Annotated in this window: 14 protein-coding genes; 9 read left to right on the top strand and 5 right to left on the bottom strand. The window is 62.4% G+C overall.

Annotated elements, in window-relative coordinates; translation table 11 throughout:
• Nucleotides 1–229 precede the first annotated feature (229 nt).
• Both CLU88_RS11055 and CLU88_RS11050 read left to right on the top strand, forming a co-directional pair.
• A complete protein-coding gene (locus tag CLU88_RS11055) occupies nucleotides 230–1,279 on the top strand; it encodes a hypothetical protein (protein ID WP_143225980.1) in 1,050 nt (349 codons plus the stop codon).
• Nucleotides 1,276–2,646 (top strand): ATP-binding protein, encoded by a 1,371-nt coding sequence (locus CLU88_RS11050; RefSeq protein WP_099656638.1) that lies wholly within the window; start codon nucleotides 1,276–1,278, stop codon nucleotides 2,644–2,646. Before CLU88_RS11055 ends, CLU88_RS11050 begins: the two co-directional genes overlap by 4 nt.
• A 350-nt stretch (nucleotides 2,647–2,996) precedes the next feature.
• Here the strand turns inward: CLU88_RS11050 and CLU88_RS11045 are convergent, their stop codons facing one another.
• The gene (locus tag CLU88_RS11045) at nucleotides 2,997–4,142 is read right to left on the bottom strand and encodes a porin (RefSeq protein WP_158235596.1); all 1,146 of its coding nucleotides are present in this window, start codon (nucleotides 4,140–4,142) and stop codon (nucleotides 2,997–2,999) included.
• Nucleotides 4,143–4,413: 271 nt separating this feature from the next.
• Nucleotides 4,414–5,178, bottom strand: a complete 765-nt coding sequence (locus CLU88_RS11035; protein ID WP_099656635.1) for a FadR/GntR family transcriptional regulator — start codon at nucleotides 5,176–5,178, stop codon at nucleotides 4,414–4,416.
• 121 nt (nucleotides 5,179–5,299) lie between these two features.
• Between CLU88_RS11035 and CLU88_RS11030 the strand changes: the two genes are divergently transcribed.
• From CLU88_RS11030 to CLU88_RS11005, 7 genes are all read left to right on the top strand, one after another.
• Entirely contained in the window at nucleotides 5,300–6,454 is a 1,155-nt protein-coding gene (locus CLU88_RS11030; RefSeq protein WP_099656634.1) for a mandelate racemase family protein, read from the top strand.
• A gap of 92 nt (nucleotides 6,455–6,546) precedes the next feature.
• The gene (locus CLU88_RS11025; protein ID WP_233205438.1) at nucleotides 6,547–8,247 is read left to right on the top strand and encodes an ABC transporter substrate-binding protein; all 1,701 of its coding nucleotides are present in this window, start codon (nucleotides 6,547–6,549) and stop codon (nucleotides 8,245–8,247) included.
• On the top strand, nucleotides 8,240–8,362 hold the full coding sequence (locus CLU88_RS23395; RefSeq protein WP_255410659.1) for a hypothetical protein: 123 nt from the start codon (nucleotides 8,240–8,242) through the stop codon (nucleotides 8,360–8,362). The genes CLU88_RS11025 and CLU88_RS23395 overlap by 8 nt, the downstream gene beginning before the upstream one ends.
• Before the next feature lie 36 nt (nucleotides 8,363–8,398).
• Entirely contained in the window at nucleotides 8,399–9,472 is a 1,074-nt protein-coding gene (locus CLU88_RS11020; RefSeq protein WP_099656633.1) for an ABC transporter permease, read from the top strand.
• A gap of 99 nt (nucleotides 9,473–9,571) precedes the next feature.
• On the top strand, nucleotides 9,572–10,459 hold the full coding sequence (locus CLU88_RS11015) for an ABC transporter permease (protein WP_199173520.1): 888 nt from the start codon (nucleotides 9,572–9,574) through the stop codon (nucleotides 10,457–10,459).
• Nucleotides 10,460–10,481: 22 nt separating this feature from the next.
• The gene (locus tag CLU88_RS11010) at nucleotides 10,482–11,345 is read left to right on the top strand and encodes an ABC transporter ATP-binding protein (RefSeq protein WP_099656632.1); all 864 of its coding nucleotides are present in this window, start codon (nucleotides 10,482–10,484) and stop codon (nucleotides 11,343–11,345) included.
• Nucleotides 11,342–12,130: an ABC transporter ATP-binding protein gene (locus CLU88_RS11005; RefSeq protein WP_099656631.1), complete on the top strand. Its 789-nt coding sequence runs from the start codon at nucleotides 11,342–11,344 to the stop codon at nucleotides 12,128–12,130. The genes CLU88_RS11010 and CLU88_RS11005 overlap by 4 nt, the downstream gene beginning before the upstream one ends.
• Before the next feature lie 53 nt (nucleotides 12,131–12,183).
• On the opposite strand, the gene CLU88_RS11000 is transcribed toward CLU88_RS11005, so the two are convergent.
• Genes CLU88_RS11000 through CLU88_RS23390 form a run of 3 tightly spaced genes read right to left on the bottom strand, consistent with a single transcriptional unit; the run spans nucleotide 12,184 to nucleotide 13,813 of the window.
• The gene (locus CLU88_RS11000; protein ID WP_233205437.1) at nucleotides 12,184–13,389 is read right to left on the bottom strand and encodes a hypothetical protein; all 1,206 of its coding nucleotides are present in this window, start codon (nucleotides 13,387–13,389) and stop codon (nucleotides 12,184–12,186) included.
• Nucleotides 13,338–13,682 carry a metal-sulfur cluster assembly factor gene (locus CLU88_RS10995; RefSeq protein ID WP_099656630.1) on the bottom strand — a complete coding sequence of 115 codons (345 nt, stop codon included), beginning with the start codon at nucleotides 13,680–13,682 and terminating at the stop codon, nucleotides 13,338–13,340. Before CLU88_RS10995 ends, CLU88_RS11000 begins: the two co-directional genes overlap by 52 nt.
• Nucleotides 13,679–13,813 carry a hypothetical protein gene (locus CLU88_RS23390; RefSeq protein ID WP_255410658.1) on the bottom strand — a complete coding sequence of 45 codons (135 nt, stop codon included), beginning with the start codon at nucleotides 13,811–13,813 and terminating at the stop codon, nucleotides 13,679–13,681. Before CLU88_RS23390 ends, CLU88_RS10995 begins: the two co-directional genes overlap by 4 nt.

Here is a 13,813-nt window from a genome sequence, read left to right as displayed (position 1 = left end):
GGTGGACGCCGAGAACGGCACAGCTCATGGACAGTGCTTTCTCAAGAGTTGTCTGCGGTGCCCTCGAGCGTTGATTGTCCCTGGTGCCTTTCACCTCGCCGTCGCGTCATACACACCTCACGGATCGCCAGTTGGGTAAGGGGCAGTTTGTGCATGACTGACATCACTTGACGCAGCCCCTGAACCTGGGTGCACAGTTCCGCCAGTGTCGGGTGAACCCAGTGAGCCCTTGGTGGTCGCTGAGGCTGTGTGCGTGGCGAGCGGCGCTGTGGTCGGCATCGGCTTCTCTCTGGGAGGCGAAACCGGGGAGGCCTATCGATCTATGCTTTTCTGCATGGCTGTCCCGAAGGACTATATCGCGCGGCTCTATGGTATTCCGCCAGACAAACTGAACTGGCAGATGAGAGGAATCAGTAGTGCATTCACCTCGGACCGGGGACCAGCCGGTCACAGAAAATTCGCAGAGCGCCTCGAGCAACGGTTCCCCATCAAAACCATTGCACCTTCGTATGATGGCAAAGCGAAGGCGCCCGTTGAAACAACCCATCCCAAGTCAACCAAACTGGAAGGGGCGCCATCGTATGTGCTGAGCGACCTGAATGTGATGGGCATGATCAAGCGGGAGGTCTTCCGTGCGGCTGCCAAAAATCATTCAAAGGACATTTCAGGTCGACTCAGCGAGCAGGCCATCCATGACTTCTACAACGCGCGGCTAGTCGCCACGCCGCATAACTACTGGCAGTACCTCTCCGCGCGCATGCGTACCCATGCCCGCCAGATCAGCCTGGAGGAGGCAGTTCGATCGTTCTGGACTCCCGTGAAGCTGGCTGTTGACCGCGACGGCGTGAAGTTCAGGCACAGGCACTACAGCTCCAGGGCAATGCTCGAATCTCCGCTCATGAAAATGGTGGGTCTGACAAAAGGGCTCAAAGTTCAGGCCTATGTGTTGAGTCTTGTAGCGCGGGTCATCTGGGTGGATGTCAGCGGCAGTCTGATGGAGCTGGAAGCCACATCTCGTGCGAGGGTGGATGGCGAAGACGTCCTAGTCCCCATCAGTCAGCTCGCCGAGACGGAAAAGCTGTTGAGGCAGATTCAGTCTAAGACCCGTGAGAGCGCGCAGGCTGCCATTAGTCGCGCCGAATCGGATTTTCAGGACGTGACAGGTGTCCGCTGGGATGCTGGACAGCGCAAGAAAGGCAGTCCTCCGAGGCCAAAGGGCAGCGCTGCGCATGAGGCGAAGGTAGTAAAGGGGAGCACATCAGGCGGGAGAGCAGCATGAGTATCAGTCCAAGGGTCAAGCAGTACTCATTCAAGCTATCTGACGCTGAGATTGATCAGATCATCAGCGTACCGCCCAAAAAGATCGAATGGGGCGATGCAGATGTCCAAGTTCGGGCAGGCCTTTTGGAAAGCGGCCTAAGAAGGTTGGTCCTGCCTGACGCCCAGATGCGTAGTTTGCTGCGTGAATTAGCCGGAAAAGTCCAAGCCCATGCCGTTTCGCACATGGAGTTTGACGCCGCATATATCAAGGGCTTGTATTCCAGGAATCCCTGGGGTCGCTCTCGCCCATCAGCAATCTGCTTTACTGGGCTGCAGGGTGTTGGCAAATCTCAGGTGCTCCAATCTTTGTCTCAGGTCCTGATGGCAAGATCCGAGCAAATGAGTGTGCGGGGACATGCGGGCATTGATCTTATCCCTATGTGGTTGATGACGCTTGCGCAAGGCGACGGGCTCAATCAACTGCTGCGCGAACATGTCGACCCTACGTGGCAGTTTCCCGAATCCCAGAAAGCTGTCGGTGATGGCTCAGACCCCAAGAGTTGGACCGTCCCCAAGATTTTGGAGTTTGCTCAGAGAGCGTCATGGCGGCATGCGACTTGTCTGGCCGCCATTGATGAGTTTCAGTGGATCTCCGCCAGCAGCAGCGCAAACGCTCGCGCTGCGAGCGTGCTATTGAAGCTCCATGGCATTGGGCCGATTCTGGTCTACGGTGCGAATTTCAGTCTTGGACATAAACTGAAAAAGCGCCTACCGGAGGACTGTGATCGACTTTTGTCGTCTCCTGTCATCATGAGACCGTTCAATCCCCTTTGCCCTGACCTGACGGCATATCTGAAGGCATTGCAGTCGGTCGCGCCGGACGTACTTGTCTTTGATCCTGTAGACGACCAAGAGAGCATTTATCTTCTCACGTTCGGTATCCGACGCAAGATAGTCGAGTTACTTGTAGCAGCTTACAAGATTGCATGTCGCCAGGGTAAGGCTGGCAAAGTTGGCGTTTCGGAGCTGCGTGATGCCTATCGGTCTGAGTTGTATGCCATCCATCGGGCGGATGTAGAAGCGTTGTTCAGGCAGCACGTCAGCGGCAGGATGGAGATTGAAGCGCTGTGGTGTCCGTTCGGATCAATGGAGCATTCCAAATCCAACGTGTCTCAAGCCACTGCGATCATTGATGCATTCGAAAAGAGGGTGGAGGACGACTATCTTCGAGAATCATTGACACCATCTGAAGGACAAGCGTGGGATGCACTGCGGTCCCAGGGCGCGCGTGAGGGTAAGCCGACAAAAGTCCTTCGTTTCCGAAAAGGGAAGGCGACCAAAGAAGACCTTCTCGCCGGGGCAGCGATTTTGGATAGGTTTTCGTGAAAACTGGAAGCCTTCAGCCGCAGTGAGTCGCCAAAGGTTGTTGTACCAATTCGTCGGTTACGTTGTCGGCTCTGCAGCGACCGCCATCACTCCGCGGACTTAGTGTGAAACAAATTTCATGGCCTTGGGTGGCTTTGCCACCGAAGTCATGTAACTGAGCTGCATGTCAGGGGCGACCATACACATGCTCAATCTGGAGCAGGTGCAGGGCTTACCCCGACGATGCGACCACCGATCATGGTCTACTTGATGGCAAGCGGCCCACCGACCACATCGGCTGCTCCGATTTTTTTCACACCCTCAGTTTTTGACACTTTTTGTTTTTGAAAGATCAAGCCAGTCCGCTGATTTCATGCACTCTGACACATTCTCAAAAATATTGGCTCAAGTGGAAAGATGTGACACTCTATATTTTTACGGTCAACGCCAACGCCCCAGCGCAACACGTCGCTGGACACGCTGCCGTCACCGCGTTTGACTTCCAGTTGCCGCACTGCGGTGTACAGGCGTGTGCGCTTGGACAGGTCGTACGTCACCATGGCGCTGATGCCGCTGGCGTCGATCACCTTGCGGTCTTGTGCGTCGCGGTTAAGCGAGCTGGCGTAGCCCAGGGCCACGGTGGCTTGCCCAAAGGGCACATCCACGCCCACCTGGTATTCGTTGGCGGTTTGGCCGCCAGTCACGCGGTGGTCGGTTTGCCTTTGCAATGACGCAACCACGGTGAAGGCCTTGAAGCGGTGCTTGCCGGAAACCAGGTGGTAGCGGTTCTCGCCCGTGGTGTAGAACTCGCGCTGAAAGGAATAGCCCACGCGCGTGGTGTCGTCGTCATAGATCACATTGCCTGTCACGGTGCGGGGGGCGGCGGTGGCGGTGACGCCACCTTCGCCCATGCCCACGCTGACAGCGGCGCTGAAGTCGCGGTACTCGGGCGTTCCGTACTGGATGGTGTTGTTGGTGCGTGCGAGGTAGTCGCTTCCGCTCACTGGGGGCAACCCGTTGCCTGCGGTGGTGCTGGCGGACCAGGTTTGGCCTGTCGATGCAAAGCCGGACGAGTCGTACAAGTGGTTGATGGGCCCACGCAAGGCGTCGTAGGCCGTCAGCATGCGTCCGAGCTTGAGTTCGCCAAACGGTCCGCTCAGGCGCACAAAACTGTTGCGGTTGAAGCCGCCGTTGGAGGCAGACACGGTGCTGATGCCCCCGGTGTCGATGGCAATGCCTTGCTCCAGGACGAAGTTCAGCTTCAGCCCGCCGCCCAGGTCTTCGGTGCCCTTGATGCCCCACCGGCTGGCTTGGGCGCCGCCGCTCTCCACCATGCCCACCGTGCCGGTGGCTGCACCGGCCTTGGTTTTCTGTACACCAGTCCAGCCATCCACGATGCCGTAGAGCGTGAGGTGGTCGCTTTGGGCGTGTGCTGCCGTGGGGCCCCAGCCCAGGCAGGCGGCCAGGGCCAGCCCGCAAGTGGTGGCAGGGGCACGCAGGGATTTCAAACTTCGCACAAGAGTCTCCTTTGATTTATTAACATCAGTCGTCTGACGTGTTGGAGTGTGCGCAAAGTTGAAAATTTAGGGATTCGGACAAACCCGAGGTGGACCAGGGATCCTCTGCGCGAATCGCGCGGCAAGTGGGCACTGTGGATCGGGATGGGCTGCAAGGCGCAAAGCGCAGCAATAGCCGTAGCTATTGCGAGCATTGGCAACGCCGCAGACCACCCGAGCCCGCAGATGCACACGCAGATGCACGCGGCACGGTGATTGGTGCAGAGGATCCCTATGCGTCTCCGCGGGCAATGCGCAGTCGCTCGCGGCTGTGGATCAGGTGCATGAGCATGGCGGCGCGGGCGGCGGCGGCATCCTGGCGGCGGATGGCGTCGTAAATCTCTTCGTGCTCGCGCTGTGTGATTTCCTTGTTGTGCTCCAGCGAGGCGAGGGGTGCTCCGAATGAGGGTGCCTGGGGCGGTGTGTCGGCAGGGGTTGCGCGGGGGCGCGGAATGGTGGCGCTGCCCAGGTTGCGCAGCACCTCTTCAAAGTATTCATTGCCTGTGGCGCTGGCAATTTGCATATGGAAGTTGAAGTCGTCTTCCGTGGTACTGGCGCCTGAGCGCCGGTGTTGCTCAAAAGCGTCCAGCGCCGCCCGCATGGCGATGAGGTGGGCGTCTGTGCGGCGCAGGGCCGCCAGGTGGGCGGCCTCTGACTCGAGGCTGATGCGCAGCTCCAGCATGGCCAGGACTTGCTGGATGCGAACGTCGCGTGCCGTGGCGGCCAGCAGGGGGCGTGTTTGCTGTGAGCTCTCCAGCACAAAGGTGCCCACCCCTTGGCGTGTGGTCACCAGACCGCTGGCCTGCAGCCGGGAGACGGCCTCGCGCACCACAGACCGGCTGACGCCAAATTCGCGCATCAACTCGGGCTCCGGGGGGACGCGGTCGCCTGGCTGGAGTGTGCCGTTGTGAATGCGTTCGGTCACGCCGTCGACCACGCGCTGGGGTTGGCTGATGGCGCGCGCTGGCGGGGTTGGGGTGGAGGTTTGTGCACTCATGAGGGGGGTGGCCGGTGTGTTTCGACTATATCTTGCGGTGCTGGGTTTAGGGTTTGTCCTGATTCGCTGGGCGTATGTCTAACTAACAATCAACTCATCAGACGACTGACGAGAAAATCTTATGAAAATCGAGCGTGTCACAGGCACCGTATTCACCTTTCCTACCTTCCGCGTCGTAGACAGCGCAGGGCATTCCCATCCAGGGCCTGAGACGCAAGGGCGCATGGCCATGCTGACCATCACCACAGACGATGGGCACCAAGGCCACGCCTTTGCCCCCCCTGAAGTGATTCGGCCGTATGTGGTGGAGTCCTATGCGCGCAAGGTGCTGGTGGGGGCCGACCCCTTCATGCGTGAAAAGCTCTGGATGTCTTTGGAGCATTGGCAGCGTGGCAGTGCGGGTCAATTTACCGACCGGGCTTTGGCTGCCATCGAGCAGGCGCTGTGGGACTTGGCCGGGCGTGCGCTGGGGCAGCCGGTCTATCGGTTGCTGGGCGGCTATCGGGACAAGGTGCCCGCTTATGGCAGCACCATGTGCGGTGACGAGTTGAAAGGGGGCTTGTCCACCCCCGAGGAATATGCGGCCTTTGCCGAGAAATTGGTGGCGCGTGGCTACAAGGCCATCAAGCTGCACACCTGGATGCCTCCGGTGTCGTTTGCGCCAGACCCGGGCATGGACATCAAGGCCTGTGCGGCCGTGCGTGAGGCCGTCGGGCCCCACATTGCGCTGATGCTCGACGGCTACCACAACTACAGCCGCATGGATGCGCTGCGCATCGGCCGCGCGCTGGAGAAGCTGAACTTTGCCTGGTTCGAGGAAATGATGAACGAGCAGAGCATGGCGTCCTATGCCTGGCTGTCGTCGCAGCTGGACATTCCCATCGTGGGGCCTGAGAGCCTGGGCGGCAAGCACCACAGCCGTGCGGATTGGGTGCGCGCCGGGGCCTGCGATATTCTGCGGGCGGGCGTGCCGGGCGTGGGCGGGATCACCCCCACCCTGAAGGTGGCCCACTTGGCGGAATCGTTTGGGATGGACTGCGAAGTGCATGGCAACGGCGCCGCCAACCTGGCGGTGTGTGCTGCCATTCGCAACTGCCGCTGGTACGAGCGCGGGCTGCTGCACCCATTTTTGGAATACGACGACAAGCCTGCCTACCTGCGCAGCCTGCCCGACCCGATGGACCGCGATGGCTTTGTGCATTTGTCGCAGCAACCGGGCCTGGGGGAGGATATTGATTTCGAGTACATCGAGGCGCACGCCGTGTCTCGCTACTGATGCCGGGGCGGTTGATTCAGGCTGCCACCCCGTTGCCCTTGTGCGTCCCTCGCGTCCTTTAACTACTTTCAGCTTTCCCAAGCGCATTTGCCATGCCAAGCCAATTTGAGAGCATGCCCTCCTCGCCTGCGTTGCTGCACCGTCGGCAATGGATGGCGATGGCGTTGACCGCAGGTGCCGCCACTGCGTTATGGCCAGCCGCCCACGCAGTGGCCGTGCAGGTAACGCCCTCTGCCACGCCGCAAGACCAGCTGATCATGGGGATCAGCATGAACAACCTGCTGTCCCTGGACCCGGCCGGTGCGACGGGAAATGGGGTGGTGGAGATTGCGGCCAACCTCTACGACTTCCTTATCGAACTCCATCCCGAGGACACCACGCGCATTGAGCCTGGACTGGCGCAGCGCTGGGAGGTGGGGGGCGATGGGCGCAGCCTGGTTTTTCACCTGCGCGAGGGGGCGCGGTTTCAGTCTGGTGCGCCCGTCACTGCGCAGGATGCGGCCTGGTCGCTGCACCGGGTCTTGCGCCTGAACCTGGCACTGGCCACGCCTTGGAAGGGCTATGGCTTTACCGCCAAAAATGCAGAGCGCCAGATTCGTGCTTTGGACGAGCGCACCTTGCGCATCGATTTGCCGATTGCCACCGATCCGAAGATGGTGCTCTACACCTTGGCCACGTCGGTGAGCGCCGCCGTGCTGGACCGGCAGACCGTGCTCTTGCACGAAAAAGACGGTGACTTGGGCGCTGCCTGGCTCAACACCCATGCTGCGGGCTCGGGAGCGTTCCGGCTCGACCAGTGGCGGGCCAAAGAGATTTTGATGATGAGCCGCTTTGACGGGTACTGGCGCGGGCCTGCCCGATTGCGCCGGGTGGTCATGCGGCACATGACGGAATCGCAGTCGCTGCGCCTCATGCTGGCGCGTGGCGATCTGGACATGGCCACGGGGCTGTCGGTGCCGGACATCCAGGCGCTCAAGACCACGCCCGGCATGGTGGTGCACACAGTGCAGCGCGGGACGATGTACTACGTGGCCATGAGCATGCAAGACAGCAAGTTTGCCGATCCGCGGGTGCGGCAGGCGGTGCGCAGCCTTATCGACTACCAGGGGATTGACCGTGCCGTGATGCCCTTTTACGGGCGGCTGCAGCAGCGGCCTGTGCCCCTGGGTTTGTCGGCCACGTTGCCGCAGCCCGGGTATGTGCTGGACGTTCCGGCAGCGCGAGCGTTGTTGGCGCAAGCGGGTTTGGGCGACGGGTTTGACACCACGATCCGGGTGGTGGCCGAAGCGCCTTTCATCAACATTGCCACCAGCGTGCAGTCCACCTTGGCGCAGGCGGGTATCCGCGCATCGGTGCTGCCGGGCACGGGCAACCAAGTCTACGGGGCCATGCGCGAGCGCAAGTTCGAGATCGTGGTGGGGCGGGGTGGGGGTGGGGCCGAGCCCCATCCTCACTCCAGTTTGCGGGCCTTGGCCTACAACCCTGACAACCGCGATGCCGCCCGCCTGACCAATTTCCAGGGCTGGCGGACCGGGTTTTACAGCCCACGGTTGAACGGGATGATTGAGCAGGCCTTGCTGGAGCCAGACCCAGGGGCGCAACAGCGGGCGTACCAGGCCATTCAGCGGGTATACGAAGACGAGGTGGGGCCCATCTTGCCGATCTCCCAGATGGTGGAGACCGTGGTGTACCGCAACACCGTGCAAGGCTATGTGGGGCACCCCTCGGCAACCACCCGTTTGCATGGGGTGTTCAAGGCATCGGCGCCATTGGGTGCGGCGGGCCATGGCTGAATGGAAGGCACTGCGCTACCGGGTGATCGTGGGCCTTGAAGCCGCCCTGATGGCGGTGCCAAAGGTCTTTGACCCGAGCGCGGATGGGCCTGCCGAGCGTTTGTTCAATCAATAGACTGTCTGAATAAAGACAGCACGGAGACAGATTCACATGTCCACATCCATAGCCTTGCCTGCACACGGCGAGTCTCGTGCACGCCGCTTTGCGCGCCAGTTCCATTCGGTCGGGGCGCGGGCGCTGACGGTCTTGATGACTTTGCTGGGCCTCTTGGCGCTGACCTTCGTCATTGGCCGGGTCATGCCATTGGACCCGGTGCTCTCCATCGTGGGGCCCGACGCCGACCGATCGACCTATGAACAGGTGTACCGGCAACTGGGGCTGGACAAGCCCTTGTGGGTGCAATTTGGCTACTACCTGCGCGACCTGTTGCACGGCAACCTCGGGCAAGCGGTATTGACGGGCCACCCCGTGGTGAGTGACCTGGCGCGGGTACTGCCCGCAACGATAGAGCTGGCCACGCTGGCCATCTTGTTGGGAACGGGCCTGGGGGTTCCCTTGGGCGTGTACGCCGCCACGCGCAAGGGGCGCTGGGGTGACCATTGCATGCGCTTGTTCAGCCTCATGGGCTATTCCACGCCGGTCTTCTGGTTCGGCATGATGGGGTTGCTGGTCTTCTATGCCTGGCTGGGTTGGGCCGGAGGCATCGGGCGGGTGGGGATTGCCTTTGAGGGGGCCGTACCGGTCGTCACGGGGTTCTTGTTGGTGGACACCCTCCTGTCAGGCGACGTTGCGGCCTTTCGCAGTGCCTTGCGGCACATCACCTTGCCCGCGTGCATCCTGGGGTTGCACTCCATGGCCTACATCAGCCGCATGACGCGCAGCTTCATGCTGGCCCAGCTGTCGCAAGAGTATGTGCTGGCCGCAAGGGTCAAGGGCCTGCCGGAGCGCACGGTGGTGTGGGGCCACGCCTTTCGCAACATCCTGGTGCAACTGCTCACCATCGTGGCGTTGGCCTACGGTGGGTTGCTGGAAGGGGCAGTGCTGATTGAAACCGTTTTTGGGTGGCCAGGTTTTGGCCAGTACCTCACCAGCAGCCTGTTGCTGGGCGACATGAGTGCTGTCATGGGCTCGGTGCTGGTGGTGGGGGTGATCTTCGTGGTGATCAACCTCGTCACCGATGCGCTGTACCGGGTGTTTGACCCCCGCACCCAGCAGCAACGCTAAAGCCCACGCCGTCGCTACCGCTTACGCCCAGGGAATATCCCGATGAACACCTCTCAGACCTTGAACCCTTCGGCCGATGTTGCCGCTGTGCCCATAGCCATGTCCCAGTCTGCCCCCACCACCCAAGCCACCACCGCCACCCAGGCCCTGCTGCGCGAGCTGGCACGCATGTCGCGCCGTTTGCTGCGCAACCCGCTGACGGCCGCCGGTGTGGCTGTGATTCTGGGGCTGGTGGCAGTCGCGCTATTTGCGCCGTGGATTGCAACCCAAGGCCCCTATGCGCAAGACCTCTCTGCGGCCTTGCAAGCGCCCAGCGCTGCGCACTGGTTTGGCACCGATGAGTACGGCAGAGACGTCTTCTCTCGCCTGGTGCATGGCGCGCGCATCACGCTGTATGTGGTGGCGTTGGTGACCGTGATCGTGGGGCCCATTGGCTTGCTGGTGGGCATTGTTTCGGGCTACTTTGGTGGATGGGTGGACACCGCCATGATGCGCGTGACCGATATCTTCCTGTCGTTTCCTGGCTTGGTGCTCGCCCTGGCGTTTGTGGCGGCCTTGGGGCCTGGCCTGGACCATGCTGTCATCGCCATCGCATTGACCAGCTGGCCCCCGATTGCGCGCTTGGCCCGGGCCGAGACCCTGTCGCTGCGGCACGCCGACTTCATCACCGCAGCACGCCTGCAAGGCGCGTCTGCCTCGCGCATTCTGCTGCGGTACATCGCGCCGCTGTGCCTCTCGTCGGTGGTGGTGCGTCTGACCATGAACATGGCCAGCATCATCCTGACGGCGGCGGGGCTGGGCTTTCTGGGGCTGGGGGCGCAGGCGCCGCTGCCCGAGTGGGGGGCCATGATTTCCGAGGGGCGCAGGTACATGCTGGATTCGTGGTGGCTGGTGGCTGCACCCGGCGGTGCCATCTTGCTGGTCAGCCTCGCGTTCAATCTGCTGGGTGATGGCCTGTATGACGTACTGGACCCGCGCAGCGAATAAGCACCAAGGAATCGAGGCACACATGACAACCTCCAGCGAATCCCCTCTTTTGCAAGTGCAGGATCTGCGCGTGCAGTTCACCTCGCCCGACGGCAGCACATCCAACGCCGTGCGCGGAGTCTCTTTCGCGCTAGGGCGCGAGAAGCTCGGCATCGTGGGCGAATCGGGCTCGGGCAAATCCACTGTGGGCAGGGCCTTGCTGGGGTTGCACCCGCGCAATGCCAAGGTAGACGCCACCCGATTGCAGTTTGACGATGTCAACCTGCTGCAGGCCAGCGCGGCACAAATGCGCGGGATACGCGGGCGGCGCATGTCCATGATCATGCAAGACCCGAAGTACTCGCTGAACCCGGTCATGCGCGTTGGCGACCAGATTGCAGAGGCCTATCTGGCCCACCACCGCGCCAGCCGAGCACAAGCGCGCCAGCAGGTGCTGGCCATGCTGGAGTCCGTGCGCATCCGCGACCCTGAGCGGGTGTACGGGCTCTATCCCCACCAGGTCTCGGGGGGGATGGGGCAGCGCATCATGATCGCCATGATGCTGGTCCCTCAACCCGAGGTGGTGATTGCGGACGAGCCCACGTCCGCGCTGGATGTCTCGGTACGCATGCAGGTGCTGGACGTGCTCAATGAGCTGGTCGCCAGCAGAGGGCTGGGCCTGATTTTCATCAGCCACGACCTGAACCTGGTGCGCCACTTCTGTGACCGTGTGCTGGTGATGTATGCCGGGCGCGTGGTGGAGAGCATTGCCGCTGCAGACCTGGGCCAAGCCCGCCACCCCTACACCCGTGGACTGTTGGAGGCGCTGCCCAGCATGCAGAACCGGCGTGAGCACCTTCCCACCCTGCAACGCGACCCAGCCTGGGTTGACGGAGTCGCCGCATGATTGACGTTGAACAACTGAGCCTCTCTTTTGGACAAGGCCCTGGCGCCGCACGCGTGCTGCACGATGTCTCGTTTTCTGTGGCACAAGGAGAGTCCTTTGGCCTGGTGGGCGAGTCTGGCTCTGGCAAGACCACCTTGCTGCGCTGCCTGGCGGGCCAGTTCATGCACTGGAGTGGCGCCTTGCGTCTGGGAGGCCAACCGCTGGGGCGTACCTTCGATCGCGCCAGGGCCCGCATGGTGCAGATGGTCTTTCAAGACCCCTATGGCTCACTGCACCCGCGCCACACGGTGCAAACCACGCTGGCCGAGCCGTTGCAAATCCACCAGATGGACGCCCAGGATGAGCGCATTGGCGCGATGCTGCGCAAGGTCGGGCTGGACGACAGTTTCAGGCACCGGTATCCGCACCAGCTGTCTGGGGGGCAACGGCAGCGCGTGGCGATTGCGCGGGCACTCATCTTGGAGCCTCGGGTGCTGCTGCTGGACGAGCCGACCTCGGCATTGGATGTCTCGGTGCAAGCTGAAATCCTCAACCTGCTCGTATCGCTGCGCAAGCAGGAGGGCCTGACGTACCTCTTGGTCACGCACGACCTGGGCGTGGTGGCGCACCTCTGTGATCGGGTGGGGGTGATGCAGCAAGGCCGCATCGTTGAAGCCATCGACACTGCCTCCCTGTGCTCCGGGGCTGCCCAGCATGCCTACACCCAGATGCTGGTGGAGACCACTCTCATGCACGGACTGCACGTGCATGCGCAGACGGACGATGCGTGCGCCACGCCCGCCTGACCTGCGGGCTACCGCCTAAAGCGCGGATGCCACGTTGGCGCCGCCGCCACACATCAGCCCTGCTTTGGTGGCGGGCTCTTGGGCAGGGCACGCAGCTTCCATCGCAGCGCTGCGCCCGCCATCGTGGCGGCAAAAAGGCCGATGGCCACCGCATTGAGCAGGGCGCCGTTGCCTCGCCATGTGAGGTCATGCAGGCCAGCGAACAGCCGCACCACCAGTGACAGGTGCAGTGCCAGCAGGGGCAGATAGAAAAGGCGGCTGAACGGCAGCTTGATGCGCGCGATGGCAGGCAGGATCACTGGCGCATGGCCCATGATCATGCTCACGATAAAGCCCAGCCCCAGCGCGTGCAGGGCGGCGTCGCGCAAGGGCCAGCCCAGGGCTGTGGCCACCCAGGCGATCCCTGCCAGGGCCAGCCAGGCGTAGCCACCCAGCAGGCAAACGGCCATATAGCGTGGCAGCCCTGGGGCAGCCACGGTGCGCCGTGCAATGTCAAAAACGCCTAGCCACAGCGCCAGCAGCAACAGCGAAAGGCCGTAGAGCACACCACCTGTGCGCGCCGAGAAGATGGTCGCGCTGGCCCCTGCGACCAGGGCGATCAGCAGCACGCCCAGCGCCAGCTGGGCGCCTGGCCGCCGGCGCATGAGCCGCGTCATCTCCAGCCGCTCGGCGGCAATCGTCATCACCAGGAAGGCAAACCACCAGGGCAGGCAGGCCGTGTTGCCCGGCTGGTGCCAAAACAGCAGGCAACCCACCAGCCATGCCAGTGCGCCCGCAAGCAACAGCGCGGTGTGGGCTGCACGCTGGCGCTGCACTACCACCAGGTTGACCCCGACAAAGACGGCGGCCGCGATGCTGAGCAAGACGGCTGCCAGAGCGGTTTCTGCCGCCATCAGGCACAGCCCGCCCGCGCCGGACGCGGCGGGTGCCAGCCAGGCAAACAACCGCTTCACAGCCACGGCCCGTTCGATGCCGATGACGGTGCCCATGAACCCGCACACCATCAAGGCGCCGTGGGCCACGGCGGCGTGGCCTGCCCAGCCGGTGGGCGCCATGGCCTGTGGGAGTGGCACCCCTGCACGCAGCAAACCACCGGCCATGCCCCCCAGCAAGGCCGCCATGCCGAGAGCCAGCACCACCAAGGGCCAGGCGCTGGCTTTGGCTGCCGCCGCCGGGTTGCGGGCGAGGTGGGTGGGCGGGGGAGGGGTCACCATCCCATGAAGCGCTTGGCGCTCGGGCTCATGCGTTCGGTGGTCCATGGTGGCTCCCAGACCAGTTCCACCTGAATCTGCAAATCGGGCGGCATGTCGCGGTCCAGTTCGGTTTCGATCTCTTCGATGATCAGCTCGGTCACCGGGCATGCCGCAGAGGTCATGGTGACCAAGGCATGGAGCTTGCCTGCGGCCACCGTGATGCCGTAGATCAAGCCCACATCCACCACATTCATGGCCACCTCCGGGTCCACCACGCGGCGCAAGGCGGTCAAGATGGGCTGACGCAGCTCCTCAGGGCCGTTGTAGGGAAAGGGGGCTGGATCGGTGTGACTGGTCATGAGGCGCTGCCCTGGCTGCGGTTGGGGTGGTCGAGAGAGGCCATGGAGTCGATGGCGTGGATGGGGGCCAGGCCCGCAGTCTCAATGCCCGATGCGCCCCACAGCGCATTAAACATCAGGCCAGACCGCAT

This window comes from Acidovorax sp. 56 (genome assembly GCF_002749705.1).
In the GTDB taxonomy this organism is placed as follows: Bacteria; Pseudomonadota; Gammaproteobacteria; order Burkholderiales; family Burkholderiaceae_C; genus Acidovorax.
This window is presented reverse-complemented; position numbering and strand designations above follow the sequence as displayed.

What these genes read in the sequence shown, in the direction of transcription:
- CLU88_RS23395 (WP_255410659.1), top strand. Translation starts at nt 8,240, where the DNA reads ATGGCTGAATGGAAGGCACTGCGCTACCGGGTGATCGTGGGCCTTGAA.
- CLU88_RS11035 (WP_099656635.1), bottom strand. Translation starts at nt 5,178, where the DNA reads ATGAGTGCACAAACCTCCACCCCAACCCCGCCAGCGCGCGCCATCAGC.
- CLU88_RS11050 (WP_099656638.1), top strand. Translation starts at nt 1,276, where the DNA reads ATGAGTATCAGTCCAAGGGTCAAGCAGTACTCATTCAAGCTATCTGAC.
- CLU88_RS10995 (WP_099656630.1), bottom strand. Translation starts at nt 13,682, where the DNA reads ATGACCAGTCACACCGATCCAGCCCCCTTTCCCTACAACGGCCCTGAG.
- CLU88_RS11020 (WP_099656633.1), top strand. Translation starts at nt 8,399, where the DNA reads ATGTCCACATCCATAGCCTTGCCTGCACACGGCGAGTCTCGTGCACGC.
- CLU88_RS11015 (WP_199173520.1), top strand. Translation starts at nt 9,572, where the DNA reads ATGTCCCAGTCTGCCCCCACCACCCAAGCCACCACCGCCACCCAGGCC.
- CLU88_RS11000 (WP_233205437.1), bottom strand. Translation starts at nt 13,389, where the DNA reads ATGGACCACCGAACGCATGAGCCCGAGCGCCAAGCGCTTCATGGGATG.
- CLU88_RS11025 (WP_233205438.1), top strand. Translation starts at nt 6,547, where the DNA reads ATGCCAAGCCAATTTGAGAGCATGCCCTCCTCGCCTGCGTTGCTGCAC.
- CLU88_RS11005 (WP_099656631.1), top strand. Translation starts at nt 11,342, where the DNA reads ATGATTGACGTTGAACAACTGAGCCTCTCTTTTGGACAAGGCCCTGGC.
- CLU88_RS23390 (WP_255410658.1), bottom strand. Translation starts at nt 13,813, where the DNA reads ATGCGGTCTGGCCTGATGTTTAATGCGCTGTGGGGCGCATCGGGCATT.
- CLU88_RS11030 (WP_099656634.1), top strand. Translation starts at nt 5,300, where the DNA reads ATGAAAATCGAGCGTGTCACAGGCACCGTATTCACCTTTCCTACCTTC.
- CLU88_RS11010 (WP_099656632.1), top strand. Translation starts at nt 10,482, where the DNA reads ATGACAACCTCCAGCGAATCCCCTCTTTTGCAAGTGCAGGATCTGCGC.